Origin of the sequence: Aeromonas sp. FDAARGOS 1416 (genome assembly GCF_019048085.1) — a bacterium.
Classification (GTDB): Bacteria; Pseudomonadota; Gammaproteobacteria; order Enterobacterales; family Aeromonadaceae; genus Aeromonas; species Aeromonas veronii.
Genome location: NZ_CP077301.1, coordinates 4,199,146 through 4,225,457, shown reverse-complemented (window position 1 = coordinate 4,225,457; position 26,312 = coordinate 4,199,146). Strand labels below are relative to the sequence as shown.

The window sequence follows — 26,312 nt, the reverse complement described above, 5'->3', positions numbered from 1 at the left end:
AAGCCCTCCTAGACCTTGAAATGTGCGATCAATTGCTGCTGTTTGGCGACCAGGTCGGCCAGCACTTCGCTGCTGCTGGCGGATTCCCGCGCCTCCCGCTCTGTCTCGTATGCCACATCGGCAATACCGGCGATATGACGAGCGACCCCCTGACTGACGGAGATCTGCTCCTGAGCGGCATGGGCCACCTGATCCGCCATCGACTTGATGGCCCCCATCCGCTCGGCAATGGATTGCAGCGCCACATCCATCTCGCGGGTCTGCTCGACACAGCTCTGGGTCTGCTCCTGGCTGCGCCCCATCACTTCAACCACATGCTTGCTGGAGCTCTGCAGGTTCTCAATCATCCCCTGGATCTCTTCGGTCGAAGTCTGGGTGCGATTGGCCAGCGCCCGTACCTCATCGGCCACCACCGCAAAACCGCGGCCGGCATCGCCAGCACGGGCCGCTTCGATGGCGGCGTTCAAGGCCAGCAGGTTGGTCTGCTCGGCGATGCTGCGGATCACATCGAGAATGCTGCCAATGTTGTTACTGAATTCGCCCAGCTTGTAGGTGATCCCGACCGCTTCCTCCATGGCGCCAGCCAGCTGCTCGGTGATCCGGCGAGTGGTGGCCACTTTCTGGCGACCATTGCGCGCCTCTTCATCGGCCAGGTCCACTTCCCGCTTGGTGCCATCGGTAGAGCGGGCCACCTCGGTGGCGCTCACTTCCAGCTCGGTAATGGCGGCGGCCACCTGATCGGTCTGGCTCTTCTGCTCTTGCACTCGGGACATGGCCCGTTCGCTGATCTCGGCGGCGCGGCTCGCTTCATCCACCAGATGACGGGAGCCTGCATTGATTTGAGAGAGCAGCTCGCCGGTCTTGCCCGCCAGCGTATCGATGGAGCGAGAGAGGCTGCCAAATTCGCAACTGCTGCGGTAGTTGATGCGGCGGGTCATGTCACCGGCCGCCATGTAATCGAGCTCCTTGTTGATCATCTGCAACGGGCGCTGAATGCTGCGCGCCGTGGTATAGCCGATCACCAGTGCGGCAGCGGCCGACATCGCGGCAACCACCAGGATCCAGAAGCTGGCGCTACTGACCGCTGCATCGGCATTGATCCGGCTATCGCTGGCGATGGCTCCGGCAGACTTGCCCATCTCATCGAGCAAATTGAGGCTGTTGACCAGACTGGCATCCAGCTGCTGATTTTGCGTGGCCAGCGACAGCGCCAGTTGCTGAGCCTGACGCATGGTTGCCAGCAAGCCCTGAGCGCCGAGCGCCAGCTCCTGCATCCGATCCAGGTTGGAGACAAAGCGCGCTTTCACATCATCGGGCACCAGCACCCGCTCCAACCGCTTGCGGGCCATCTCGATGTCCTTGCTCAACACCTTTTCCAGCTCGTTCAGGTCGGTTTTGGCATCGGCACGGCGGATATTCTTCAGATCGCGGGCGATACCCGAGGTAATGAGCTCCGCCTTGTTGCGCATGGAGCGCTTGCTGGCGGTCTGTTGCAGCAGCAAATCCGCCGCCCACTGGTAGGTATCCTCAAGGCGGATAAATTCCATCTCCAACTTGTGGCGCTGCTCCAGTGCACTGACCCACTGCCGATGCTGGGCCAACACCTGATCCGCCAAGCCATAAAATTGGGTGGTAGCACTCTCGACCTGCTGGAAGCGGGCACGAGCATCCGCTACGTCGGTAAATTTACCCATCTCCTGACTCAGCTGGGCGAAGCGGTTCTGCTGCTCCTTGAACTGATTGGCCAGCTGCGGCAACTGGGCGGCATCTTCACTGGTGCGGTAGACCAGCACCCAGCGGTTGCTATCCTGCAGCGCCCCCTTGAGACCTGCGACAGCCACCACCAGCGGGGTTGCCCGGTCAGATACGGCAGAGAGGCCGTCATTTATACCCTTGATTTTAAAGGTACTGATCACACCAAGCAGGATCAGCAACAGCAGCATCAACACGAATCCGGCGATGATCCGCTGCACGATAGATAAGCCCATGGAGACATCCTCACTCATTGGGGGAAGGTAAAGTGAACATAGTCACTATCGGCAGGGGTGGCGAATAACTGAAATAAAGCGGCAGGTATTTAATTGATTTGTATCGGGTTGGATCACAGTCCAGACAAAATCATTCATACAAAAAAAGCCCGGCACAAGCCGGGCTGAAAGAGACGTACTTTGCTATCTTCCGCGATCCTTTCGGAACCGCAGTCAGAATCATTAGAAGCGGTAGCCAACGCCTACCATAAAGGCCATCGGGTCGACCTTGGTATTAATGGTGCCAATCGCAGTATGCACATCGGTATCGATATCCATGATCCAGGCGGATCCATTCACAAACCAGCGGTCAGTAATGGCCATATCGATACCAACCTGCCCGGCAACACCCCAGGAGTCATCGACTTTGACATCGGTCCCGGCCAATGCACCACGGCCCTCTTCATCAAAGAAGGTGGTGTAGTTCACGCCAATACCGACATACGGGCGAACCTTGCTCTGAGCATCGCCAAAATAGTACTGACCCATCAGAGTCGGCGGCAGATGCTTGATCTTGGCAACTTCAGAGCCACCCAGTTTGACTGAATGAGAGAAGGGGGTTGCAGCCAGCAACTCGACACCCCAGTTATCAGTAATCATGTAAGAGAGAGTCAGCCCCAACTGCATGTTGTCATTAATTTCCAACTCTACAGGCGTGCTACTTTCCTGCGGCGATACAAATGCCAAACCACCACGAACCAGAATATCACCAGCCTGATGGGCCATGGCGAAAGGAGAGGTCACTGCAGCGGCAATCATCAGAGGAAGTAATTTTTTCATCACGTAATCCCTTTTTTTGTTTTCATTTGATGCTGTAAGCCCGCTGACTATATGCCCTTGTAAATGCAAAGTTATTGACTTGGAGCAAAGGTTGCACAGAAATAAATCGATTGGTGTGACATCTTTGCGCGCCATCCCAATCTCGTTGAGTCCCCAGACAACAAGCCGAAATGCCTGTTTCGACAGGTTGTAACTACCCGCATCCAGCGCCAAAAGAAGCAAGCAAACCACATCTTATTGCGCGGCAGAGTGGCTATTAATTGTTGTTAATATGGGCAAATCAGCGTATTTTTTGCGCCACACAAGTTACTGGGAAGTAATGGTTTATTTATGAAAAATGAGTCGAAATGGCAAAAGGTGGGGGCCTTTCTCGCGGCCGTGTGGGGAATCGGATCCTTTCTCTTTATCCTGCTCGGTTTTATTGTCGCCCTGGCCTATCTGGTATTGGTACGGCAGGGTTAATCCGGATTGACAGAGTGCAGCAGGGTGATATCCCCCCCTTCGGCAAGCTGTTCCGGAGTCTGGCCCATGCCCTCCGCAGAGAGGGGACCAGCGTAGCCACACCACCGATTTCGCCCGCCGACTTTGGCCTGATACAGCGCCATGTCCGCCAGTTTGAAGCTATGACTCCAGAATGAATCCGGGTACTCCGGGTGCAACGGATAGCGGCAGAACCCCAGAGACACCGTCAACCAGAGTGGCGCATCCTCTCTGCCAAAGCGGTGCTGAGCGACACGCTGGCGCAGATATTCGACCCGCAGCGCCAACTCTTGCTCGTCATCCACCTGCAACAGCAACAAGAACTCCTCCCCGCCCAGCCGGATGATCGGCTCGCGCTCTCCTGTTACCACCTTGCGCAGCAGATCCGCCAACTGTTTCAGCACCAGATCCCCGATGTCATGGCCAAGGCGGTCATTGATCCGCTTGAAATGATCCAGATCCAGCAGCAATAACAGACAAGGTTTGGCCCGGTTGGCCTGCAACCAGCCATCGAGATAGCGACGATTGAAGCAACGGGTCAAAGGATCAGTGAATGCAGCCATCTCCATCTGGCTGGATTTTTCCAACAAATCATCGTGTTGCTGACTAACCTTGCAGGCCATCTCTCTGAACTTGCCGCTCAGGGTGGCCATCTCGACGCTGCTGTCGATATAGGGGATCAAGGTGGCATCTGGCCGATCGCCAAAGCGTTGCAGCGCCGACACCAGCTGCTGCAACGGGGTAAGCACAATGCTGTTGAGCCGATACATGGCGATCATGACGCAGATAAAACTAATAAACAGCATGCCGATAAAGGTCCAGAGCGCCCCTCCATGACGCCACTCAAGACCTTTCTCTCCTCCTCAATCACCAGAGTCAGCACTGGCTGGTTATCGCTGTTGAGCAGTCGCACTTCTCCCCTGAGCCGGGTCAGCCCAAGGTCGATCAGGCGATACGTTATTTGCGGTTTCAGTGGTTTGAAGGTAGCTGTGACATCCAGATTGGCGTGGGAGATCGCCAGTGGCAGCGCGGTACGCTCCGATACTTGCTCGAGATAGGCCTTGTCGAGCCAACGTACAACCAGCAAGAAACCGTTGAACGGAGCCGACTCGTCACTGTTTCTGATCGGCTGCCACGAGTACATCAGCGGCCCCCACTGGGAAGCACGGATCCCGTGCAGATTGATGCCCCCTTGCGCCACCGAGCGCGCCCTTAACTGCTTTTTCAGTTCATCAAGGAAATAGGGAAACTGGTCCGGATTGATCCCCGGCGCATCGGGTAGCAGGGTGCGCGTCCAGATTTCATAGCCGGTGAGATCCATGAAGCTCATCAGGTTGAGACTAAAATCCCGCATCGGCATATCACTGAACAGGTTGGATTCGATGTACCCCCTGCTTTTGTTGTCCATAAAACGATGGCTGTCATCCCAGATGCCCCAATCCCGACTGAATGCATCCAGAGCAGCCACATCAGCCTGCACCGCCTTGGTCACGCGCAGCAGATGCTCCTTCATTCGCTGCTCTTCAATCCGGCTGGCGGCCGGGATCTGGGCCCACGCCAGCAGGACCAGCAATAGCAGGATCGCCCCCAGCCAGATGGGGAACATGGAGTAAGCCAACTGATGATCAATCGTGCGCGGAGCCTGAGCCATAACCCGATATATCCATTACCATGATGCTGAGATGCCAAGCCTGCCCACACCTGACGAGCTTCCCCCTATGCTCCCGATTTTTATAACAAAAAGGGGCCAAAGGCCCCTCGATTATAACGGCTTATCGCGCCAATAGTGGCCGCAAAAAACGAGCTGTATGAGACTCTTTATTGGTGCAAATCTCTTCCGGCGTCCCCGTCACCAGAATGCGACCACCACCGGCGCCTCCCTCCGGTCCCAAATCGACGATCCAGTCGGCAGTTTTTACCACATCAAGGTTGTGCTCGATGATGACGATGGTGTTGCCGCGATCCCGCAACTGGTGCAGAACCTTGAGCAGTTGCTGGATGTCGTGGAAGTGCAGCCCGGTGGTCGGCTCATCCAGAATGTAGAGGGTCTGGCCGGTATCCCGTTTGGAGAGCTCCCGCGCCAGCTTGACCCGCTGCGCCTCACCGCCCGACAGGGTGGTGGCCGACTGGCCGAGGCGGATATAGGAGAGGCCCACATCTATCAGGGTCTGCAGCTTGCGCGCCACCGCCGGCACCGGATCGAAGAACTCGCGGGCATCTTCCACCGTCATCTCGAGGATTTCGTGGATGTTCTTGCCCTTGTACTTCACCTCCAGGGTCTCGCGGTTATAGCGCTTGCCCTTGCAGACGTCGCACGGCACGTAGACGTCAGGCAGGAAGTGCATCTCCACCTTGATGACCCCATCCCCCTGGCACGCCTCGCAGCGACCCCCCTTCACGTTGAAGGAGAAGCGGCCCGGCTGGTAGCCGCGCGAACGCGCCTCCTGGGTACCGGAGAGCAGCTCGCGGATCGGGGTAAACAGACCAGTGTAGGTGGCCGGGTTGGAGCGCGGGGTACGACCGATGGGGCTCTGGTCGATATCCACCACCTTGTCCAGATGCTCCAGCCCCTCGACGCTGCGATAGGGCGCCGGGGTGGACTCGGTGGCCTTGTTAAGCTCGCGGTGGGCGATGCGGAACAGGGTGTCATTGATCAGGGTCGACTTGCCGGAGCCGGAAACACCTGTAACGCAGGTCATCACCCCGATGGGCAGATCCAGGTTGACGTTGCGCAGGTTGTTGCCGCTCGCCCCCTTTAGTTTCAGCCACTTGCCGGTAAGCGGAGTCCGCTCGGCGGGAATGGCGATCTGCTTGCGACCGGAGAGGTAGTCACCGGTCAGCGACTCGGGATTATTGATGATCTCCTCCGGCGTGCCCTGAGCGACGATAGCACCGCCATGCACCCCGGCTCCCGGGCCAATGTCGAGCACATGGTCCGCGAGGCGGATGGCGTCCTCGTCGTGCTCCACCACGATCACCGTGTTACCGAGATCGCGCAGGTGAGTGAGGGTCTTGAGCAGCCGCTCGTTGTCCCGCTGATGCAGGCCGATGGAAGGCTCATCGAGTACATACATGACGCCCACCAGCCCGGCACCGATCTGGCTGGCCAGCCGGATCCGCTGGGCCTCGCCGCCTGAGAGGGTCTCGGCGCTGCGCGACAGGCTCAGGTAGTTGAGGCCGACGTTAACCAGAAAGCCGAGCCGCTCGACGATCTCTTTGAGGATTTTTTCGGCAATCTGGGCGCGCTGACCGGTGAGGTTCAGCCCCTCGAAGAAGGAGAGCGCATCGCCGATGGACTGCTCGGCGATGGCCGGCAGGTTGCGGTTGTCGACGAAGACGTGGCGCGCCTCCTCCCGCAGCCGGCTGCCACCGCAACTGGTACAGGATTTGTTGGCGATGTACTTGGAGAGCTCTTCGCGCACCGAGTTGGACTCGGTTTCCCGGTAGCGTCGCTCCATGTTGTGCAGGATCCCCTCGAACGGGTGCTTGCGCACTACCACGTCGCCGCGATCGTTCATGTAGCGGAACTCGATCTCGGTACGACCGGAGCCGCGCAGGATCACCTCCTGGGTCTTGACCGGCAGATCCTCCCACGGCGTCTCCAGATCGAACTTGTAGTGTTCGGAGAGGGATTTCAGCATCTGGAAGTAGTAGAAGCTGCGCTTGTCCCAGCCACGGATAGCGCCATTGGCCAGACTGATGGCCGGATCGCCAATCACCTTGGCCGGATCGAAATATTGCTGCACACCCAGACCATCACAGGTAGGACAGGCACCAGCCGGGTTGTTGAAAGAGAAGATGCGCGGTTCCAGCTCCGACATGGAGTAGCCGCACTCCGGGCAGGCAAAGTTGGCGGAGAAGGTCATGGGGGCAACTCCCTCATCCCCATCTATCGGCACCACCAGCACAATGCCGCCAGAGAGGGTCAGCGCCGTCTCGAACGACTCGGCCAAACGCAAGGCAAGGTCATCGCGCACCTTGAAGCGATCCACCACCACCTCGATGGTGTGCTTCTTGTGCAGCTCCAGAGTCGGAGGATCGGAGAGGTCGCACACCTCGCCGTCGATACGGGCACGGATGTAGCCCTGGGCCGCCAGATTCTCCAGCAGCTTGGTGTGCTCCCCCTTGCGATCGCGCACCACCGGGGCCAGCAGCATCAGCTTGCTCCCCTCCGGTTGGGCCAGCACCTGATCCACCATCTGGCTGATGGTCTGGGCGGCGAGCGGAATGGCGTGAGTCGGGCAGCGCGGCTCACCGACCCGGGCAAACAGCAAACGCAGGTAGTCGTAGATTTCGGTGATGGTACCGACGGTCGAGCGCGGGTTATGGGAGGTAGACTTCTGCTCGATGGAAATAGCGGGCGAGAGCCCCTCGATATGGTCGACGTCAGGCTTCTCCATCAGGGAGAGGAACTGGCGGGCATAGGCGGAGAGGGACTCCACATAGCGGCGCTGCCCCTCGGCATAGAGGGTATCGAACGCCAGAGAGGATTTGCCCGAACCGGAGAGGCCGGTGACCACGATCAGCTTGTCGCGGGGCAGGGTCAGATTGATGTTCTTGAGGTTGTGGGTGCGAGCACCCCGGACCACGATCTTTTCCATCTTGTTGCACGCTCGATACAGAAACCTGAGCGAGTCAGTATGGCATAGAGACTACTGGATGAATAGACAGGCATACTCTATCGCCGCTATCCTTTTTTGCGATGGATGGCGGCGTTGTCACACTCCGTCCAAGGAGGCGAGGTTGCCCTCACCCCATGGGAGCAAGCGCTCGCCCGCGGAGTGATCAACTGTTACTATTGGGGGCTAAACCCGGGTCAGATAACGCGAAACTAGCACTCTGATTGCTGCAACGGTTATAGAAAAACCATGCTGTTCAATATGATAACGGCATGGTCAGGAAAAAAGCGCGGTAACTTATTTAGTGGGTCCAGGCGTTGCCTGGCCGGAATATAAAGGTGGAAGAGAGATTATGGCCAGTCGAGGCATCAATAAAGTCATTCTGATCGGTAACCTCGGGCAAGACCCGGAAGTACGCTACATGCCGAGTGGCGGTGCTGTGACCAACATTACTCTGGCTACCTCCGAAACCTGGCGCGACAAGCAGACCGGTGAGCAGAAAGAGCGTACCGAATGGCACCGCGTCGTCTTCATGGGCAAGTTGGCCGAAGTGGCTGGCGAGTACCTGAAGAAGGGCTCCCAGGTCTATGTGGAAGGCAAACTGCAAACCCGCAAATGGCAGGATCAGAGCGGCCAGGAGCGCTACACCACTGAAGTGCTGGTCGACAGCTTCACTGGCGTGATGCAGATGCTGGGTGGTCGTCCGCAAGGCGGTCAGGGTATGGGCCAGAACATGGGTGGCCAATCCCAGGGTAACTGGGGTCAGCCGCAGCAGAGCATGCCTGCCCAGCAGCCGATGAACCAGCAGCGCCCGGCACCGGCTCCGCAGCAGAACATGCAGCCACAAGGCGGTTATGGCCGTCCTGCCCAGCAGCCGCAATCTGCGCCGCCGGTATATAACGAGCCGCCGATGGATTTCGACGACGATATCCCGTTCTAAGAACAGAATATTGAAAAGGCCCTGATAACTCAGGGTCTTTTTTTATGCACTCAGGCTGAACCTCTCAGCCCGAAAGGGATATAACGCTTTTTGGTTGCCTCCCCTACAGTGATGGATATTCTCCACAGGAACGCTTTGTGAAAAGTGCAATGAAACTGCTCACCCCTTTACTGCTAATGCTGACCAGCATGCTCTCCGGCCAGTTGCAGGCAACGCCACTCAAGGTCGGGGTCAGCTTTGCCATCCCCCCTTATGTCATCGAAAGTAATCAGCGTGGCATCGAGCTGGATCTGCTGAAAGAGGCGTTCGCTGGCAGCGGCTATGAGCCCAGCTTTGAATTTCTGCCGCTGGAGCGTACCTTCCGCCTGTTCGAGTCAGGAAAGCTGGATGCCATCATCAACGTCAGACCCGGGATGGTTGATCCTCACGTTCTGACCCAGCCCGTTATCACCTTCCATAACCGGATTTTCACCCTGCGCAGCACCCACATCAGCACTCTGGACGACCTGCATTCAAAACGGGTCACCGCCTTTCAACGGGCAAGGATCATTCTGGGGGGGGCATTCGCCACCATGGCCAACCAGAATCCCCACTATGAGGAGGTAGCCAAGCAGCAGGTGCAGGTACATCAGCTGATGCGCGGCAGGGTCGATGCAGTCGTACTGGAAGAGCGGGTGTTCTACTACTACCTCGACCAGCTGATTGCCACCGCCCAGGCAGGCGAGCACTACGAGCGCAATCAGGTCAGGCAAGCAGACCTCTTCCCGCCCACCGTCTATCACTTTGCCTTCCGAACGGCCGATGCCCGCAATCTGTTTGATAAGCGCCTTGAGGCGATGCGTCAGGATGGTCGTTATCACCAGATTTTCGCTGCTTACGGCGCCACGCCGTGAGCCACAAACATAAAAGCCAGCCGGTAAGGGCTGGCTTTGTACTGGCTCCGAAGGAACAGCAGTAGGGGAGCGTTACTTCATTGCGCTGCCGTTTTTCAGTTCTGCTTTCTGACGTTTGGCTTCGCGTTTCTCTTTCAGTGACATCTGCGGTTTTTTCTTGGCATCTTTGCCGTTGTGATGTTCTTTGTTACTCATCATCAAACTCCAAAAATGTTACCCAGACAGTTGGTTCCTCATGGGAGCCAGCATGCCATCCGAATCATCAACTTCAGTACGCTTGGTGGGATGGTGCAAGACCATCACCAGACCCAGCATACCCTCCAGCGGCATCCGGATCCAGCCTCATTCTCGTCCAAAAGATGTCGCGCGCAGCCCCTTGAGCGGGGAGGCCAAACGACCTCGACAGGAAAGACCAAAAAAGAGTATTTCGCATTATTAAATGTTGTCACGCTTATATTAAGCCATCGTTACCTGGATATTTTCACGGATAAATATAAATCCCTCTCATTATTTATTGCCACGCAAGAGGTCACCATTTTAATAAGCATTCGCAATACCATCGGAAACATCAGGTTACAACACCGAATAGGTTATTTCCGGTCAGCCGGATATAATGCGCGCCGCACCGAAATATCCGTTTTTATTCAGGAAGCTGTGACATGAACAGAAAAACCAGAGCCGCCATGGTGTCGGTCTGCTCCAATATCAGTCTGATCATCATGAAAATGGTGGCCGGGTTCGCCAGCGGCTCGGTCAGTATCATCTCGGAGGCGATCCACTCCGCCATGGATCTGGTGGCGGCCCTGATCGCCCTGTTCGCGGTGAAAAAGTCCGATCTCCCGCCTGATGAACGCCACCCCTATGGTCACGACAAGATTGAAAATGTCTCCGGCGTCATCGAAGCACTGCTTATCTTGCTGGCCGCGGGCTGGATCATCTTCGAAGCCGTCGACAAGCTGATCACCCCCAGCCCGATTGAAAGCATTGGCTGGGGCGTGCTGGTGATGGTGATCTCGGCGCTGGTCAACAGCGGTGTCTCGGCCTACCTCTACAAGGTGGCCCGGGAAGAAGAGTCAGTTGCATTGGCGGCCGATGCGCTCCATCTCAAGGCGGATGTGCTCACTTCAGCCGGAGTCGCCGTCGGTCTTGGCGGGATCTGGCTGGCCGGTCTGTTCGGCCATTCACTCGCCATCCTCGACCCGCTGGTCGCCATTGCGGTCGCCATCTTTATTGTCAGAGAGGCGATCAGCATGCTCAACGAGGCCTTCCAGCCGCTGATCGACCAGAGTATGAGCCCGGAAGAGCTGGCGATGACCAGCCGCATCATCACCGAATGCTGCCCTGCCGCCAGCGGTTTTCACGATCTGCGCAGCCGTCGTGCCGGTCGTCGTCGCCATATCGACTTCCACCTCACCCTGCCCCCGGAGATGAGCATCGGCGAAGCCCACGATATCTGTGATCGCATCGAACACGCCATCATGGCGCAACTGCCCCACGCCATCGTGCTGATCCACGTCGAGCCGGAGGAACAAGAGCTGCCCTCGCCGCTCGCCATAAATTGAAATGTGGCAAACAGGCGGGAAAGTGGCAGCGAAATAACGGAAAGTTGGCACAAACCCGCATTTTTACTGCCGGAAAGCCGATTGCATAAGAAGTGATCGGCACAACTGTGTTAGGGTGTCTAACCACCCTGCCGCAGGAGCGCGCCGTGAAAAAGCTGGAAATGAAAGATCTGACCGAGGCCGAAAAAGCTGAGATAGCCTTGTTATTGCAAAAGGCACAAGCCAATGCAGACCACCAGCTGACCAACGGAGAGCGGAACAAGATCCGCGAAGAGGGTCGCCTGAAAATTGTGGCCGACCGCGCCGAAGCGGCCAAGGCAGCCTCCAAGCTGGCTCGCGAGAAAGCCAAAGAGCGTGCCAAGAATCAGGTACTGCCGGAAACCTTCAGCTGGATTGATTCGGTCAGCAACAAGTTTCGCAGCAAGCGCTGATCCCTTCTTGCAAAACGCCCGCAGGCACTTGTGCCTGCGGGCGTTTGCATGTCTGGGCGATGCTCGATGAGCCAGATTTGGCGCTGCCATTGATTTGCCGCTCAGAAGCTAATCGCAGCAGCAAAGAAGTGATTTACATTGTGAGTTAGAGAGAACGACAACTGACAATCCACGTCTCTCGCCACCTTTTCATTTTTTCTCATATTTTTTGCCAGAACTGGCTACATAGTCAGGACAAAAAAGCCGAATCTGGCTTGCCACAGGGTGATATGAGTCTGCACTGATTTTTCTATGCCGTTGAAATGCATCATGTTTACTATAAAAAATGATATTTTTGGCTGTTACAAAACATTAATATCGAGATAAAGTTTGCTTTAAAAATGAGAGCGTGTTTTAATCTTTCTCGATGGTTCGGCAGTTCAGACCTGATTATGTTAGGCAGTCATTTTAGTAAAGCAGTGATTAGCATAAGCGTTATCCTCGGATAATTCTTATCAAATAATTCTCCTTCTTTAGTGCTCCCCATACGTATTGCTGACGAAAAATCAAAAATTGCCATTTAGGTGGCATTCAACACTATTTAAGGAAATTATTATGTCTAACAAAATGACTGGTACCGTTAAGTTCTTCAACGCTGAGAAAGGTTTTGGTTTCATCTCCCCGGCTGACGGCAGCAAAGACGTGTTCGTACACTTCTCCGCTATCCAGTCCACCAGCTTCAAAACCCTGGACGAAGGTCAGCGCGTTGAGTTCACCATCGAGCAAGGCCAGAAAGGCCCGGCTGCTGCCAACGTAGTTGGTCTGTAATTCAAGCCGGAGCATGCTGCTGATGGCTCATGCCAACTGCTGACAGCTCTGCAAGAATTTAAAAAAACCCGCTTCGGCGGGTTTTTTGTTTTTCCCCGCTTTTTCCTCACTGATCACCCCTCCCCCGACAGCTTGATCCCTGCCTTACACGCTCTCACCGCTTGAGTCTTACAATGAGCTCCGAATGGACTCAAAATGTAAAATAGTGACGAAAAAGTCAGGTTATCCGCTGTATTTGCCGCGAATTCTTGCTATTTTGCGCGCCACCAACGCAAACGATTTCCTTCACACTTTCAGGATTAGTTATGGCAAAGCAAGATATGGCCGCCCAAACAGGGACTGGCGGCTTTCTGGACTCTTATTTTTCCATTTCTGCGCGCGGCAGCAGCGTGCGTCAGGAGCTGGTCGCGGGGCTGACCACCTTCCTGGCGATGGTCTACAGCATCATAGTGGTGCCGAACATGCTGGGTGCCGCTGGCTTTGAGCAGGGCCCGGTGTTTGTGGCCACCTGTTTGATCGCCGCCTTCGGCTCCCTGCTGATGGGCCTGTGGGCCAAGCTGCCGATGGCCATCGGTTGCGCCATCTCCCTCACCGCCTTTACCGCATTCAGTCTGGTGCTGGGTCAGGGACTGAGCATTCCGGTCGCGCTGGGTGCCATCTTCCTGATGGGTGTGCTGTTTACCCTGATCAGCGTCACCGGCGTACGCCAGTGGATCCTGGACAACCTCCCCTCCGGCATCGCTCACGGCACCGGCATCGGTATCGGTCTGTTCCTGCTGCTGATCGCCACCAACGGCGTCGGCATGGTGATCAAGAACGAAGGGGCTGGCCTGCCGGTACAACTCGGTGAAGTGACCGCCTTCCCGGTGATCATGACGGTGCTGGGTCTGGCTGCCATCTTCGGTCTGGAGCGTCGCAAGGTGCCGGGTGGCATCCTGATGGTGATCATCGCCATCTCCATCCTCGGCCTTATCTTCGACCCGAAAGTGACCTGGCAGGGCTTCTTCGCCATGCCGAGCCTGACTGGCGAGAAGGGCTCTCTGCTAGGCAGCATGGATCTGCTGGGCGCCCTCAATCCGATGGTCATTCCGACCGTACTGGCACTGGTGATGACCGCCGTGTTTGACGCCACCGGCACCATCCGTGCCGTGGCCGGTCAGGCTGGCCTCATCAACGAACGTGGCCACATCATCAGCGGCGGCAAGGCCCTGACTGCCGACTCCGTCAGCAGCATGGTGGCAGGCGCCGTTGGCGGTGCTCCGGCTGCCGTCTACATCGAATCTGCCGCAGGCACCGCAGCCGGTGGCAAGACCGGTCTGACCGCCGCGCTGGTCGGCGTGCTGTTCCTGCTGATGATCTTCCTCTCCCCGCTGAGCTATCTGGTACCGGCTTACGCCACCGCACCGGCCCTGATGTACGTCGGTCTGCTGATGCTGGGCAACGTCACCAAGCTGGACTTCAGCGACTCGGTCGATGCCCTCTCCGGCATGCTGTGCGCCGTCTTTATCGTGCTCACCTGCAACATCGTGACCGGCATCATGCTGGGCTTCGTGGCGCTGGTCATCGGTCGTCTGTTCGCTGCCGAGTGGAAGAAGCTGAACGTCGGCACCGTTATCATCGCCCTGGCGCTGGTGGTCTTCTACGCCGGTGGCTGGGCCATCTAACCCGTCCGCATATTCCGGTTGTAGCGAAGGGCCCTGCGGGGCCCTTTTTCATGGCTGTGAGTCAGCTAACAGTTTCCCGCCCGCTAGCCCTTCGCCGTTTCAGATTGAAACACCCATCCCCCTTCTGCTGTTTCAAATCCGAACCAAATCGACCGTCATTTTTATCCCTTTTTCTGTCGTTAGACTGGCTCCATCAACCATTTGCCCACCCGAGCGGTGGCAAGCCAAGGAGTGAGCCATGAAGAAACTGATCAATGCCGTCGATGCCGTGGTCCGTGAACAACTGATGGGGATGGCAGCCGCCCACCCCGAGCTCAAGGTACGTATCGAACCCCACTACATCACCCGCGCCGACTCCCCCGTGATGGGCAAGGTGGCGCTGGTCTCCGGCGGTGGCAGCGGCCACGAGCCGATGCACGGCGGTCTGGTGGGCAAAGGGATGCTGGATGGCGCCTGCCCCGGCGAGATTTTTACCTCCCCCACCCCGGATCAGATGTACGAGTGCGGTCAGGCCGTTGATGGCGGCGCGGGCGTGCTGTTTCTGGTGAAGAACTACACCGGCGACGTACTCAACTTCGAAACTGCGGTCGAGCTGCTGCACGGCGACGGCGTCAAGGTGGGCTTCGCCCTCATCGATGACGACGTGGCGGTCAAAGACAGCCTCTACACCGCCGGTCGCCGTGGCGTTGCCACGACCGTGCTGTGCGAGAAGCTGGTCGGTGCCGCCGCCGAGGCGGGCTACGATCTGGCACGTTGCGAGGCGCTGGCCCGTCGCATCAACAACCAGAGCCGCACCATAGGCGTGGCCATGCATGCCTGCACCGTGCCGGCCGCTGGCAAGCCCTCCTTCACTCTGGCGGACAACGAGCTGGAGTTCGGCGTCGGTATCCACGGCGAGCCGGGCATCGAGCGTCGCCCCTTCACCGACCTCAATACCCTGGTGGACGACATGTTCAGCGAGCTTGCTGACAACACCCCCTATGGCCGCACCCTGCGCCACTGGGAGCGCACCAGCGGCAGTTGGCAGGAGGAGCACACCTTTATCGAACCGCTCAACAAAGGCGATCGAGTCATCGCACTGGTCAACAGCCTCGGCGGCACCCCCATCTCCGAGCTCTATGGCGTCTATGGTCGCCTTGCCACCCTGTGCGAGGAGGCGGGCATCCATCTGGTGCGCAACCTGATTGGCCCCTACTGCACCTCCCTCGACATGACCGGTATCTCAATCACCCTGCTCAAGGTGGATGATGAGCTGATGACCCTGTGGGATGCCCCCGTTCACACCCCCGCCCTGCGTCGCGGCTGCTAAGGAGAACCCATGTTAAGCAAGCATCACATCGTCAACTGGCTGCTCGACTGCGAGCATATCTTCACCGAGCAGCGTGACTACCTCACCGCGCTGGATACCGACATCGGCGACGGCGACCACGGCCTCAATATGCAGCGCGGCTTCGCCAAGGTGGCCGAGAAGCTGCCGGCAGTGGCGGACAAGGATATCGGTCAGGTGCTGAAAACCACCGGCATGACGTTGCTCTCCTCGGTCGGTGGCGCCAGCGGCCCGCTCTACGGCACCTTCTTTATCCGGGCCGCGGCCAGCACCGACGCCTGCCAGAGCCTGAGCCTCAGTCAGCTGTGCAAAATGCTGAGCGACGGGGTCGAGGGGATCGTCTCCCGCGGCCGCGCCGAGCCGGGCGACAAGACCATGTGCGATGCCTGGTGGCCAGCACTGGCCGCCCTGCAACAGGCGCAGCAGCAAGAGTTGCCGCTCAATGAAGCGCTGGACAAGGCGGTGGCAGCCGCCGCGGCCGGTACCGAGGCCACCATCCAGATGCAGGCCCGCAAGGGGCGCGCCAGCTATCTTGGCGAGCGCAGCATCGGCCATCAGGATGCCGGGGCCACCTCGACCCTGCTGCTGCTGACTGCCCTGCGTGACAGAGCGAGGTTGTGACATGATCGGAATCGTAGTTGTCTCTCACAGCGCCATGCTGGCGGCCGGTTTGAAAGCGCTGGCCGACCAGCTCGGCAGCACGGCCCGCCTGCTGCTGGCGGCCGGGGTCGATGACCCCGACCACCCCATCGGCACCGATGCCATCGCGGTGATGAGTGCGATTGAAGAGGCGGATGACGGCAGCGGTGTGCTGGTGCTAATGGACTTGGGCAGCGCTCTGCTCAGCGCCGAGACCGCCCTCGAACTGCTGCCCCCGGAGCTGAGTGCACGGGTACGGCTCTGCCCCGCACCGCTGGTCGAAGGTACTCTGGCCGCCGTGGTGGCGGCCGGTTCCGGCCTGACGCTGGACGAGGTGGCCGCCGAGGCGCTCGGTGCCCTTGGCCCGAAACAGGCGATGCTGCCTGCCAGCGCGGCGCAGGCCGCCACCGAGACAGCCCCCGTTGCCGACGACGGATGGCTGCGCTGCGAGGTGGTGGTGGATAACCCCCACGGCCTGCATGTGCGCCCCGCCGCCCGGCTGGTAGCCGCCCTCAAGCCCTTTGCCGCTGAGCTCAAGCTGCAAAAGGGGGATAAAGAGGCCAATCCCCGCAGCCTGACCCGGCTCGCCATGCTCAACGTGCGTCAGGGCGACGCGCTCACCCTGCTGGCGCGCGGCGAGGATGCCACCGCCGCACTGACCTGCTTCCAGCAGCTGGCCGACGAGCGCTTCGGCGACTGACGCCACTGTTTCAAGGGGCTGCACTCGCTCGCTGAGCCAGTGCAGCTTCATTCAAGACGAAGGAGTCCCCGGCACTGCCGCCCCTTCGCCCCGATTCTTAATTCATAAAGAGAGAGGGATAAAATATGGACCGCATTATCATCAGCCCCAGCAAATACGTGCAAGGCAACGGGGCCCTCGCCAATATCGGCAACTACGTCAAGGCGCTCGGCAGCAAGCCACTCATTTTGGCCGACGCCTTCGTCACCAAGCTGGTCGGCGATACCGTGGCTACCAGCTTCCACGGCGCCGGTATCAAGCCGGAGTTCGACTGCTTCAACGGCGAGTGCTCCCGCCCCGAGATCGACCGCCTGCTGGCCCGCTGCCAGCAGACCCCGTTTGACGTCATCATCGGCATAGGCGGCGGCAAAACGCTTGATACCGCCAAGTCGGTCGCCTTCTATCAGAAGGTGCCGGTGGTCATAGTGCCGACCATCGCCTCCACCGATGCCCCCACCAGCGCGTTGGCGGTCATCTACACCCCGGAGGGGCAGTTCAGTGAATACCTGATGATCCCGACCAACCCCAACATGGTCATCATGGATACTGGCGTGGTCTCCCGCGCCCCGGTGCGGCTACTGGTCTCCGGCATGGGGGATGCGCTATCAACCTACTTCGAGGCGCGCGCCAACAAGGTTTCCGGTTGCCAGACCATGGCCGGTGGCGCCTCCACGCTGGCGGCGCAGGCCATCGCCGAGCTCTGCTACAAGACTCTGCTGGCCGACGGCTACAAGGCCAAGCTGGCGGTGGAGCAGGGACTCTGCACCAAGGCGGTGGAGAACATCATCGAGGCCAACACCTACCTGAGCGGTATCGGCTTCGAGAGCAGCGGGCTGGCCGCCGCCCACGCCATCCACAACGGCCTGACCCAGCTGGCCGAGTGCCACCACCTCTATCACGGTGAGAAAGTGGCGTTCGGTACCCTGGTGCAGCTGGTGCTGGAGAACGCCCCGATGGCGGAGATCGAAACCGTGTTGGCCTTCTGCCGCTCGGTGGGCCTGCCGACCAACCTGCATATGATGGGGGTCAAGGAGCTGGATATGGCGCGCCTGATGGAGGTGGCCAAAGCCTCTACCGCCGAGGGCGAGACCATCCACAATATGCCGTTCAAGGTCACCGCCGAGGATGTGCTGGCGGCCATCGTCACCGCCCACCAGCTGGGGCTGTAACCGCGCCACGGCAGACCCTTCCATATAAAACGGCCCCGCAACTGCGGGGCCGTTTCGTTTTCTGCGGGCCGGTTCGCTACGGCCTGAATAACTATCAGCCGTGATAGTCGGCGGGATCGATCTCGAGCAGCTTGAGCCGCCGCCAGAGGGTGGTGCGGCTGATGCCCAGATGCTGGGCCATCTGGCTCACCTGTCCCTTGCAAGCGTGAGCGCAGCGCAGGATGGCTTGCCGCTCCAGCTCCTCCAGCGTGAGCAGCGGTTGCCCCACCACCTCGTCTGCCACCCGCTGATAGCCGTGCCGAATTGCGGCAGGCAGCGCCTCGGGCGGGATCGGCCCCTGACCGGCGTGAAGCAGGGCATGCTCGACGGCGCTGCGCAGCTCCCCCAGATTGCCGGGCCAGGGATAGGCGAGCAGACAGTCGAGGGCCGCCGGACTGAACTGGCGCACCGGCTCGCGCCCCTGCGCCGCCAGCTGCTGGCTGATAAGGCCCGGCAGATCGGCCGCGCGCTCCCGCAGTCCCGGCAGCCACAGCTCGCACGCCTGCAAGGCATAGAGCAGCTGGCGGCCAAACAGCCCCTCCTGCACCAGCTGCTCCAGCGGGGCGCTGCTGGTGGCGATGATCCGCACCTTGAGCGGCAGGATGCGGGCCGAATCGAAGCGCTGGATGCGGCCGGTCTTGAGCAGTTGCAGCAGCGCCGCCTGCATGGGGGCAGAGAGACACTCCACCTGCTCCAGCACTAACGTGCCGCCGTGGGCCAGCTCGAACTTGCCTGCCCGCTCCTGCCCCGCCTCGTCGGAACCCATCAGCTCCAGCGCCATCCGCTCGCTCGGTAGCGCCTTGCAGTTGAGGGTAATGAGCGGCCCGGCGGCCCGCTCACTGCCAAAGTGGATCGCCTCCGCCAGCTGGGCCTTGCCCACCTCCTCCTCACCGCGCAGCAGGATCGGCCCCTGACTCTGGGCCGCCTGCCGGGCGTAGCGCAGCAGCTTGCGCATGGCGCTCGACTCCCCCACCAGTGCCGATAACTCGGGCACCGTCTGGCGCAGCTGGTGAATAGCCCGCAGCCGATCGACCGGGTGCAGCAGAGCGATAAAGCTGACCCCCTCCGGCCCCGGCAACGGCTTGAGGCTCACCAGCGCATTGATAAACTCCCCCTCCTGCGCGCCGAGCCGCTCCAGCGTCACCTCCACATGGCTGAGCGGCGTCTGCCCCTTGATGGCCAACTGCAACCGCTGGGGCAACAACAGGTGCTGCTCCAGCGGCTGGCCGAGACAGAGCGCCGGATCGAGCCGCAGCCGGTTGGCCGCCAGAGCGTTGAGATAGCGCAGTCGGCCCTGCGGATCCCAGGCCAGCACACCGTCATCCATGCCATCGAGCAGGGCGTAAAGTTCGCTCAAGTGGTGCTGGGACTCCTGCATCAGGGTCTCCATCTGCAGCAGATGGGCCAGCTCGCGCCCGGCACTGACGGTGAGCGCCAGATCGCCGGCGCTCGCCTCCTCCACCTTGCAAATCAACGCAATGATGGCGACCTGACGGCCATTGCTGTTGTAGACCGGGCTGGCGCAGCTGTGCCACGGGTGGAGGGTCTGATTGAAGTGCTGGGGGCCGCTGACGCAGAGCGGCACTCCCTCCAGCGCCGCCAGATTGATGGCATTGGTGCCGATGCGCCCCTCGCTGAAGAAGGCGCCGGGGCCAAACCCCAGTGCCGCCAACTCGCGCAGGGTGTCGGGATGGCCGGTTTGGGCCAGCAAGCAGCCGCTCTCGTCGGTGAGCAGCAGGGCGCAGGGGCGCCCCTCCATAAATTCGTAGAGATCTTCGAGGGCCATCTCGCCGGTGGTGAGCAGGTCGCGCTTGCGCTGGCGCAGGCTCTGCAAGGTCTGCCCCTTGGCGCAGTGGGGCGGATGCCAGAGGGTGGCACTGGTCTGGTGGGCGCAGCGCAGCCAGGATGCCTGCAGATAGTCAGGCCAGGCGAGCAGCGGCTGAAGGTCAGATGGCATGGTCACAGCAATATCCGGCAAGAAGTGAGCCAACCATTTAACCACGCCAGCGCCCCCGATTCAGTGACCTGCCTCAGAGGGTGGCAACCCCGCCCTCCTCCCGGTCGGGTTCACCGTCGGCAAACTGCTGGCCGAGCCAATGGCAGAAGGCGCGGCACTCCGGCATTCCTTCGCTCTCCTGATGCACCAGCAGATCCCACTGCGGCCCCTTGACCCGACGGGTGGAGAGGGGCAACAGCAACCCCTGCTGACGAGCGGGACGGGAGAGCAGTTCGCTCACCAGCGCCACACCGAGTCCGGCGCTGGCGGCCTCCAGCAGCAGGCCGGGATCGGAGAAGTTGAGCCCACGGGTCTGCAGGTGCAGATCCTCCCCTCCTCTCAGCGTCCAGTGATGCCAATCCAGCTCCCGCTCGCCGTGCAGGGTGGTGCGCTCCTCCGCGGGCCGGGACAGCACGGTGGCGGTGGCCACCGGCAGCAAGCGATCCGCCAGCAGGTGCTGATGGCGACACTCGGCCTGCGGCCCGAGATCCCAGCGCAGGGCAAGATCGACGGTCTGCTCCGCCATGTCGGGCTCTTCATCGCTGGTGAACAGCCAGAGATCGATGTCGGGATGCAGGCGGTGAAACTCCCCCAGCCGCGGCAGCAGCCAGTGACGAGCGATGGCGGTGCTGGTGTTGAGCACCAGCTGGTTCGGTTTGCGGTACTGCTCCAGCCGCTGGATCCCCATCGCCAACTGCAACAGCACGCTCTGGGTGGTCTCCAGCAGATCCTGCCCCGCATCGGTCAGCGCGACCGAGCGCCCCTGCCGGTGAAACAGCGGCTGGCCGAGCAGCTCCTCCAGCGAGCGGATCTGCTGGCTGATGGCGGACTGGGTCAGGTGCAGCTCCTGCGCCGCCTGATGAAAACTGCCGAGTCTCGCCGCCGCCTCAAAGCCCCGCAGCACGTTGAGCGGGGGCCACTGCTTGAACACCATTGATTAGCTCCACTTATCACTTTTACGGAAAATTGATCGTTTGTTCGCCGTCACAGCCACGGATAGTCTATTACTCAACGCAATTCGATTAACAGCGCTTGTCACTTCCGGTCATTCAGCGACAGCAAAAGCGCCCTCATCCAAGGAGCTTTTCATGCCATCCCGACGCAACGTATTGAAACAGCTGGCGGCCATCGGCGTGCTGGCCGGGCTCGGCAACCTGCCGGGCAAGGCCCACGCGGCCAGCAGCAATGCCGATGAGAATGCAACCAGCGCCAGCGGCGAGCAGTTCCATATGCCCGATGAGGCTGGCCCACAGGCGCAGGTCTGGGTCGCCTTTGCCGCCAGCCCGGCCATCTGGGGCCGCGATTACAAGGAGGTGCAGGCGACCATAGGGCGGCTGGTTAAAGCCATGACCCCTTACACCAAGGTGAGTGTGCTCTGCCGCGAAGAGGAGGAGGCGCTGGCCCGCCAACTCTGTGGCGAGCAGAACACTCGCTTTATCGTCGCCGAGCTGGACGATATCTGGCTGCGCGATACCGGTGGCGTCTTCGTCCAGAACGGCGAAGGGGAGCTGGGGCTGGTGGATTTCAACTTCAACGGCTGGGGCGACAAGCAGGAGCACGAACAGGATGCGGGCGTAGCCGAGCTGGTCAGCAAGCAGGCGGATGCCCACTATCTGCAGAGCAAGCTGACTGGCGAGGGGGGCGGTATCGAGGTGGATGGCAACGGCACCGCCATCATGACCGAGAGCTGCTGGCTCAACAGCAACCGCAATCCGGGGGTGAGCAAGGCGCAACTGGAGACGGAGCTGAAAGCCAATCTGGGGCTGCGCAAAATCATCTGGCTGCCGGGCATCAAGGGCAAGGACATCACAGATGCCCACGTCGATTTCTACGCCCGCTTTGTCCGACCCGGGGTGGTGGTGGTCAATATGGACAACGATCCGGAATCCCACGACTACGAGGTGACTCGCCAGCATATGGCCATCCTCAAGCAGGCCACCGATGCCGACGGCAACAAGCTGGAGCTGCATGTGCTGCCGCCCCCGCTCGATGTGCGGGACAACCGCTTTAGCCGCAGCCGCGACTTCGCCGCCGGTTATATCAACTATCTGCCGATCAATGGCGCGGTAATCGCACCCGAGTTTGGCGACAAGGCCGCCGATAGCTACTGCCATGATCTGCTGGCCCACCTATACCCCGGCCGCGACATCGTGCAGATCAATATCGATCCGGTCGCCGCCGGCGGTGGCGGTATTCACTGCATCACCCTGCACCAGCCCGCCTGACACTCCCCTACCCACTGATAACCCGGGGCGTTGCCACGCCCCGGGTTATTTGTCTCCGCCCATTTCTGTTGACCGCAAGCCCCCTGACCCGCCGCCGTTCCGCATATTGGCCAGCAATACCATATGGGGTATCACCGCGATCACACTCCCGAGTTATTCAAGAGGCTGAGACTCGGCGGCGCTTTCCATTGCCGCCCCAGAAGTGTATTTTTGCCCGATGATCAAAAATAGAGCCAACAGAGGATGTTAAGAGAATAGATTTAGCACCGGCACCAGGAAGTTAATGTTTTGATTTAAAATGAATTTTTGTGGATGGAGCCAGACCCATTCAGAGCTATCTGGAAGGCTATATTAACGGATTACTACCGCTTTCCATCTAATCACAGTTAGGTATCTGAATCATGGCTGAAATCGTTTTTGTCAGTTCAACCTTTATCGATCTTGAACATCATCGGGCCATGGTTCGAGATGCTGTGGCTCGACTTCAGCACGGAGCCAAAGCAATGGAGTACTTTGGGGCACTTCCCGGATCTCCGAAGGAAGAATGCCTAAGATTGGTTCGTGAGTCAGATATATATGTTGGCATCTTTGGAATGCGGTACGGCTCAATTGACCCTGAAACTGGGAAGTCGCTTACGCACCTTGAGTATGAAGAGGCAACCGCTCTCAAGCTGCCCTGCCTCATCTACCTAATGGACGAAGAGAACCATCCTGTATATCCACTGCATGTTGAAGTTGGCGAGTCCGCGGTAAAGCTTTCAACCCTTAAGGGCTTGCTACGCTCCCGACATGTGATCAACTACTTCTCATCCCACCAAGAGCTAGCTGCAAAGGTTGCTCAGGATCTCATGAGTCTTACCGGTGCCCGTGAGTCAGCCTCCTCTGCAGCGGTTTTTGGTCAGATTGCAAAAAACTCAACAGTTAGGTATCCGCTCACAGAGCCAAGGTACCGGTACCTGCGTGGTCGAATAGAGGGTTTCTTCAAAACTATCCCGCCAGATGCCATTTTACGGGAGGCATTGGAACTGGCTTTAGCTGGTGAGCGCCTAGCAGCAGGCTTCGTCCTGAGTCGCGGCTGTGGCATGCCCCTTGATGAAGCTATTGATGGCTTAATGGAGTTTGACAAGGTAATGCAAGAAATCGTCGCAGCAAACAAGGGCGGTGCTGCAGATGCCTAAAAAGCCCGTAGGTTCGATTAGCCGTCAGGCGTAATCGGACGTTCGCGTAAATCAATTCCCCCGCTATAACGGCTACTCGAATTTCCCCTCTGACAGATGCCGCTGACTCATGGAAACACCGGGACAGCGGTATCTCGATCGTCCGATTACGCTTCGCTAATCGAACCTACATGAGACGGTCATATGTGGGATATGGAGGTTGGCAAGGATCAACCAATCTGACTCGATCGCCATAATCACAATCACTACAAATAACAGAGCCGCCTTTATAGGCGGCTCTTGGCATCAGCGATGAATAGCTAAATCGTCTTGTTACCGAATCGTCACTCGGTCTTGGGCGCTTCAACCGCAGCGGTCGCCGGTTGGTCATCTTCCTTGATCCAGGCATCCAGCAGGGTGTAGCCCACCGCCAGCACCACGGGGCCGATAAACAGACCGATGATTCCCATCGCCAGCAAGCCGCCGATAACCCCCACCAGAATGAGGATGAGCGGCAGATTGGCGCCACGCTTAATGAGGAAGGGGCGCAGGAAGTTGTCCATGGTGCCTGCAAACAGTGACCAGACCAGCAGGAAGGTGCCCCAGGTGGTGTCGCCGCTCCAGTAGAGGTAGCCGATACAGGCCAGCAGCACCGGGAAGGGCCCGATCTGGGCGACGATCAGCAGGAACATCACCACCACCAGCACCATGGCGTAGGGGATACCGGCAATCAGCAGGCCGACACCGGCCACCGAGGATTGCACCAGGGCGGTCACCACCACGCCCATGGCCACGGCACGGATCGCCTGAGAGGCCAGTACGGTGGCGTTGTCGCCCCGTTGCCCTGCCAGACGGTGGGCAAAGCGGCGAATGCCGGCCGCCACCACTTCACCTGAGTGGTAGAGCAGGCCGCAGATGCCGACGGTCAGCAGGAAGTGAACGAACAGCAGCCCCAGATTGCCCGCCTGAGCGGCCAGCCAGCGGGCGGTCTGGCCAAAGTAAGGAGCCAGCTTGGCAAACAGCACCTGACCACCGCTCGCCAGAATTTGCTGCCAGAAGCCGTAGAGCTTGTCGCCTACCAGCGGGATCTGTTGCAGCCAGAGCAGCTCGGGCGGCGGCGACTGGCTGATATTGGTGCCCAGCTCGATCAGCATGGGCGCTTTCTCCGCTACATTGGCCAGCGTCATAAAGAGCGGAATAACGAACATCAGCAGCAGCACCAGCGTCATAAAGAGGGCCGCCAGCGACCGTTTGCCCCACAACAGCCGCTGCACCATCAGCATCAACGGCCAGGTGGCGATGGTGATCATGGTGGCCCACACCAGCGCGGGCAGGAAGGGCTGCAACACCAGGAAACAGGAGATAATCAGGATGCTGAGAAACAGCACCCCCAGGGTTATCTTGGCCAAATCCACTTTTTTCATGTTCATAGGGTTTCCCTGTCAGGGCATCCGCCCCTGGGTCGAGAGTCTTGTTTCAAGAGAGATAGTATCCACCAGAGGCCAGCGCTCAACCAGAGCCCCAGCCCGAAAAAGAGCACAAACTGACCAAGCAGGATAGCCAGCGAACTGCTGGTCAACAGTGGCAATGCCCAGAGCCCCGCCCCGATCAGAGCGCCCCCCGCCAGCGTGACCGCGCCGGTCACAATGGGGGGATAACCGCCGCGAGTCAGGGTAAGCAAACCACCGATCCAGATCCCGAGCGCAGCCAGCCCGATCCCGGCCAGATGGGCCGACTGGGTCAGCCCCCCGAGCGCCAGCGCAGATGCAATCAGCAGCAGCCAAGCCGCCGACTGCCTGTCGGCACGCCAGCAGGGACGCGCGGCCAGCAGCAAGGCGCCGATCAGCAACCCCGCCGCCACGTCCGAGATAAAGTGCACCCCGAGCCAGACCCGCGCCAGACCTGTGGTGAGGGCCAGCAACAGCGCCAGCGAATAGGCCAGCCCCCGCTGGGCAGGCCAGAGCCAGCCAAGCAGCGCGCCCCAGAACAGCAGCGCCGAGGCGGTGTGACCGCTCGGCATGCCAAAGCCTTGCGCACTCTGGGTTGCCAGCAGCGGTTGCAGATGGAAGGGGCGCGGCCAGCCGCTCCCCTCCTTGCTCGCCTGCACCAGCAAGCCAAGCCAGAGCATGGTGAACAGCAGCTGGCGCAGCCGCGACCACCCCAGCAGCGGGAGCAGCAAAGGTATCAGGGCTAGCTGAAAGCCGCCTGAACCAAACAGATTGCTGACCGACAGCCACCAGACATCGGGCCCCAGCCACTGTTGCAGGCGCATCATCAACGGGATCTCGGCCTGATGCAGCGCATTGCCCTGCGCCACGAAATCGGCCTGCCAGTGCACCTCGCTCTCGGGCACCTTATCCAGTCGGGATTGCAGCCAGTCGAGCTGATCCGGGAAGCGGCGCTGCTCGCGGGGGAGCTTGTCCACCGCGAGCAGCCGGGCGTTAAGGATCTCCCCGCCCAGATTGGGGGCCTTCAGCAGCGAGACAAAATCGGAATCTTGCTGGGCGACGATGGGTTCCAGCGTGCGACAAGCGAAGATAAGCGCCCGCTGCCAGCGACCCAGCTCCTGCACCACCTCTCCTTGCAAGCCGGTCTCCTCAAAGAGTTCGCGCAGTGCCGCCTGCTGCGGGCTCTCGCCGCCATCGATATAGCCACCGCTCAGGCTGTAGCGGGAGGAGATGCGATCCTGCACCAGCAGCAGTTGATCCTGATGGCGGATGGCGCAGGCTGCTGCCGTCGGTGCCGCCGGTTCGGCGCTCAGGGCTGCCAGAGCGGCAAACAGCGCCAGCAACAGTAAAAAGAGGGTTCTCGACATCAA

General features: G+C 59.6%; 21 protein-coding genes and 1 pseudogene. 13 read left to right on the top strand and 9 right to left on the bottom strand.

Features of this window, described 5'->3' with window-relative positions; all coding sequences use genetic code 11:
• Positions 1-8: 8 nt before the first annotated feature.
• Together I6L46_RS19235 and I6L46_RS19230 are read right to left on the bottom strand one after the other, a co-directional pair.
• Positions 9-1,988, bottom strand: coding sequence for a methyl-accepting chemotaxis protein (locus I6L46_RS19235; RefSeq protein WP_216976770.1), 1,980 nt, complete (start codon positions 1,986-1,988; stop codon positions 9-11).
• A gap of 222 nt (positions 1,989-2,210) precedes the next feature.
• Complete coding sequence (locus tag I6L46_RS19230) at positions 2,211-2,807, bottom strand: OmpW family outer membrane protein (protein WP_127008721.1); 597 nt, start codon at positions 2,805-2,807, stop codon at positions 2,211-2,213.
• Positions 2,808-3,137: 330 nt separating this feature from the next.
• Here I6L46_RS19230 and I6L46_RS20805 point away from each other — a divergent pair, with 330 nt between their 5' ends.
• Complete coding sequence (locus tag I6L46_RS20805) at positions 3,138-3,269, top strand: hypothetical protein (protein WP_019445201.1); 132 nt, start codon at positions 3,138-3,140, stop codon at positions 3,267-3,269.
• Here I6L46_RS20805 and I6L46_RS20830 read toward each other — a convergent pair.
• Both I6L46_RS20830 and uvrA read right to left on the bottom strand, forming a co-directional pair.
• Positions 3,266-4,938: pseudogene (locus I6L46_RS20830) on the bottom strand (diguanylate cyclase). The gene I6L46_RS20805 and the pseudogene I6L46_RS20830 overlap by 4 nt on opposite strands.
• A gap of 121 nt (positions 4,939-5,059) precedes the next feature.
• Complete coding sequence (gene uvrA / locus I6L46_RS19220) at positions 5,060-7,888, bottom strand: excinuclease ABC subunit UvrA (protein ID WP_216976768.1); 2,829 nt, start codon at positions 7,886-7,888, stop codon at positions 5,060-5,062.
• Between the two features lie 370 nt (positions 7,889-8,258).
• Between uvrA and I6L46_RS19215 the strand changes: the two genes are divergently transcribed.
• Both I6L46_RS19215 and I6L46_RS19210 read left to right on the top strand, forming a co-directional pair.
• Positions 8,259-8,846 (top strand): single-stranded DNA-binding protein, encoded by a 588-nt coding sequence (locus tag I6L46_RS19215; RefSeq protein WP_005340181.1) that lies wholly within the window; start codon positions 8,259-8,261, stop codon positions 8,844-8,846.
• A gap of 149 nt (positions 8,847-8,995) precedes the next feature.
• Positions 8,996-9,739, top strand: coding sequence for an ABC transporter substrate-binding protein (locus I6L46_RS19210; RefSeq protein ID WP_064341833.1), 744 nt, complete (start codon positions 8,996-8,998; stop codon positions 9,737-9,739).
• A 72-nt stretch (positions 9,740-9,811) separates the two neighbouring features.
• On the opposite strand, the gene I6L46_RS20800 is transcribed toward I6L46_RS19210, so the two are convergent.
• Positions 9,812-9,934: a hypothetical protein gene (locus I6L46_RS20800; RefSeq protein WP_005306071.1), complete on the bottom strand. Its 123-nt coding sequence runs from the start codon at positions 9,932-9,934 to the stop codon at positions 9,812-9,814.
• Positions 9,935-10,398: 464 nt separating this feature from the next.
• Here I6L46_RS20800 and I6L46_RS19205 point away from each other — a divergent pair, with 464 nt between their 5' ends.
• The 8 genes from I6L46_RS19205 to I6L46_RS19170 all read left to right on the top strand — a co-directional run bounded on the left by I6L46_RS19205 (position 10,399) and on the right by I6L46_RS19170 (position 18,077).
• Entirely contained in the window at positions 10,399-11,301 is a 903-nt protein-coding gene (locus tag I6L46_RS19205) for a cation diffusion facilitator family transporter (protein WP_043822581.1), read from the top strand.
• Positions 11,302-11,447: 146 nt separating this feature from the next.
• On the top strand, positions 11,448-11,732 hold the full coding sequence (yjbD, locus tag I6L46_RS19200; protein ID WP_005340165.1) for a DUF3811 domain-containing protein: 285 nt from the start codon (positions 11,448-11,450) through the stop codon (positions 11,730-11,732).
• A gap of 594 nt (positions 11,733-12,326) precedes the next feature.
• A complete protein-coding gene (gene cspA / locus I6L46_RS19195) occupies positions 12,327-12,539 on the top strand; it encodes an RNA chaperone/antiterminator CspA (protein ID WP_005316548.1) in 213 nt (70 codons plus the stop codon).
• A gap of 305 nt (positions 12,540-12,844) precedes the next feature.
• Positions 12,845-14,203 carry an NCS2 family permease gene (locus I6L46_RS19190; protein WP_216976766.1) on the top strand — a complete coding sequence of 453 codons (1,359 nt, stop codon included), beginning with the start codon at positions 12,845-12,847 and terminating at the stop codon, positions 14,201-14,203.
• A gap of 238 nt (positions 14,204-14,441) precedes the next feature.
• The gene (gene dhaK / locus I6L46_RS19185; protein ID WP_185228191.1) at positions 14,442-15,512 is read left to right on the top strand and encodes a dihydroxyacetone kinase subunit DhaK; all 1,071 of its coding nucleotides are present in this window, start codon (positions 14,442-14,444) and stop codon (positions 15,510-15,512) included.
• Positions 15,513-15,521: 9 nt separating this feature from the next.
• Positions 15,522-16,151 (top strand): dihydroxyacetone kinase subunit DhaL, encoded by a 630-nt coding sequence (gene dhaL, locus I6L46_RS19180; protein ID WP_005355013.1) that lies wholly within the window; start codon positions 15,522-15,524, stop codon positions 16,149-16,151.
• Between the two features lies 1 nt (position 16,152).
• Positions 16,153-16,869, top strand: a complete 717-nt coding sequence (gene dhaM / locus I6L46_RS19175; RefSeq protein WP_216976764.1) for a dihydroxyacetone kinase phosphoryl donor subunit DhaM — start codon at positions 16,153-16,155, stop codon at positions 16,867-16,869.
• 125 nt (positions 16,870-16,994) lie between these two features.
• The gene (locus I6L46_RS19170; RefSeq protein WP_167557495.1) at positions 16,995-18,077 is read left to right on the top strand and encodes a glycerol dehydrogenase; all 1,083 of its coding nucleotides are present in this window, start codon (positions 16,995-16,997) and stop codon (positions 18,075-18,077) included.
• Positions 18,078-18,171: 94 nt separating this feature from the next.
• Here the strand turns inward: I6L46_RS19170 and dhaR are convergent, their stop codons facing one another.
• Positions 18,172-20,073 carry a dihydroxyacetone kinase operon transcriptional regulator DhaR gene (gene dhaR / locus I6L46_RS19165; protein ID WP_216976762.1) on the bottom strand — a complete coding sequence of 634 codons (1,902 nt, stop codon included), beginning with the start codon at positions 20,071-20,073 and terminating at the stop codon, positions 18,172-18,174.
• 73 nt (positions 20,074-20,146) lie between these two features.
• The gene (locus tag I6L46_RS19160) at positions 20,147-21,046 is read right to left on the bottom strand and encodes a LysR family transcriptional regulator (protein ID WP_216976760.1); all 900 of its coding nucleotides are present in this window, start codon (positions 21,044-21,046) and stop codon (positions 20,147-20,149) included.
• Positions 21,047-21,200: 154 nt separating this feature from the next.
• On the opposite strand from I6L46_RS19160, the gene I6L46_RS19155 reads away from it, so the two are divergent.
• Both I6L46_RS19155 and I6L46_RS19150 read left to right on the top strand, forming a co-directional pair.
• Complete coding sequence (locus I6L46_RS19155; RefSeq protein ID WP_216976758.1) at positions 21,201-22,337, top strand: agmatine/peptidylarginine deiminase; 1,137 nt, start codon at positions 21,201-21,203, stop codon at positions 22,335-22,337.
• 401 nt (positions 22,338-22,738) lie between these two features.
• Positions 22,739-23,515, top strand: coding sequence for a DUF4062 domain-containing protein (locus I6L46_RS19150; protein WP_216976756.1), 777 nt, complete (start codon positions 22,739-22,741; stop codon positions 23,513-23,515).
• A 323-nt stretch (positions 23,516-23,838) separates the two neighbouring features.
• On the opposite strand, the gene ydiK is transcribed toward I6L46_RS19150, so the two are convergent.
• Both ydiK and I6L46_RS19140 read right to left on the bottom strand, forming a co-directional pair.
• Positions 23,839-24,924: an AI-2E family transporter YdiK gene (ydiK, locus tag I6L46_RS19145; protein WP_216976754.1), complete on the bottom strand. Its 1,086-nt coding sequence runs from the start codon at positions 24,922-24,924 to the stop codon at positions 23,839-23,841.
• On the bottom strand, positions 24,921-26,309 hold the full coding sequence (locus I6L46_RS19140) for a phosphatase PAP2 family protein (protein WP_216976753.1): 1,389 nt from the start codon (positions 26,307-26,309) through the stop codon (positions 24,921-24,923). Before I6L46_RS19140 ends, ydiK begins: the two co-directional genes overlap by 4 nt.
• Positions 26,310-26,312: the final 3 nt, after the last annotated feature.

Excerpts from the sequence above, each read along its gene's own strand:
- I6L46_RS19235 (WP_216976770.1), bottom strand. The coding sequence starts at position 1,988 with ATGGGCTTATCTATCGTGCAGCGGATCATCGCCGGATTCGTGTTGATG.
- I6L46_RS19230 (WP_127008721.1), bottom strand. The coding sequence starts at position 2,807 with ATGAAAAAATTACTTCCTCTGATGATTGCCGCTGCAGTGACCTCTCCT.
- I6L46_RS20805 (WP_019445201.1), top strand. The coding sequence starts at position 3,138 with ATGAAAAATGAGTCGAAATGGCAAAAGGTGGGGGCCTTTCTCGCGGCC.
- uvrA (WP_216976768.1), bottom strand. The coding sequence starts at position 7,888 with ATGGAAAAGATCGTGGTCCGGGGTGCTCGCACCCACAACCTCAAGAAC.
- I6L46_RS19215 (WP_005340181.1), top strand. The coding sequence starts at position 8,259 with ATGGCCAGTCGAGGCATCAATAAAGTCATTCTGATCGGTAACCTCGGG.
- I6L46_RS19210 (WP_064341833.1), top strand. The coding sequence starts at position 8,996 with ATGAAACTGCTCACCCCTTTACTGCTAATGCTGACCAGCATGCTCTCC.
- I6L46_RS20800 (WP_005306071.1), bottom strand. The coding sequence starts at position 9,934 with ATGAGTAACAAAGAACATCACAACGGCAAAGATGCCAAGAAAAAACCG.
- I6L46_RS19205 (WP_043822581.1), top strand. The coding sequence starts at position 10,399 with ATGAACAGAAAAACCAGAGCCGCCATGGTGTCGGTCTGCTCCAATATC.
- cspA (WP_005316548.1), top strand. The coding sequence starts at position 12,327 with ATGTCTAACAAAATGACTGGTACCGTTAAGTTCTTCAACGCTGAGAAA.
- I6L46_RS19190 (WP_216976766.1), top strand. The coding sequence starts at position 12,845 with ATGGCAAAGCAAGATATGGCCGCCCAAACAGGGACTGGCGGCTTTCTG.
- dhaK (WP_185228191.1), top strand. The coding sequence starts at position 14,442 with ATGAAGAAACTGATCAATGCCGTCGATGCCGTGGTCCGTGAACAACTG.
- dhaL (WP_005355013.1), top strand. The coding sequence starts at position 15,522 with ATGTTAAGCAAGCATCACATCGTCAACTGGCTGCTCGACTGCGAGCAT.
- dhaM (WP_216976764.1), top strand. The coding sequence starts at position 16,153 with ATGATCGGAATCGTAGTTGTCTCTCACAGCGCCATGCTGGCGGCCGGT.
- I6L46_RS19170 (WP_167557495.1), top strand. The coding sequence starts at position 16,995 with ATGGACCGCATTATCATCAGCCCCAGCAAATACGTGCAAGGCAACGGG.
- dhaR (WP_216976762.1), bottom strand. The coding sequence starts at position 20,073 with ATGCCATCTGACCTTCAGCCGCTGCTCGCCTGGCCTGACTATCTGCAG.
- I6L46_RS19160 (WP_216976760.1), bottom strand. The coding sequence starts at position 21,046 with ATGGTGTTCAAGCAGTGGCCCCCGCTCAACGTGCTGCGGGGCTTTGAG.
- I6L46_RS19155 (WP_216976758.1), top strand. The coding sequence starts at position 21,201 with ATGCCATCCCGACGCAACGTATTGAAACAGCTGGCGGCCATCGGCGTG.
- I6L46_RS19150 (WP_216976756.1), top strand. The coding sequence starts at position 22,739 with ATGGCTGAAATCGTTTTTGTCAGTTCAACCTTTATCGATCTTGAACAT.
- ydiK (WP_216976754.1), bottom strand. The coding sequence starts at position 24,924 with ATGAACATGAAAAAAGTGGATTTGGCCAAGATAACCCTGGGGGTGCTG.
- I6L46_RS19140 (WP_216976753.1), bottom strand. The coding sequence starts at position 26,309 with ATGTCGAGAACCCTCTTTTTACTGTTGCTGGCGCTGTTTGCCGCTCTG.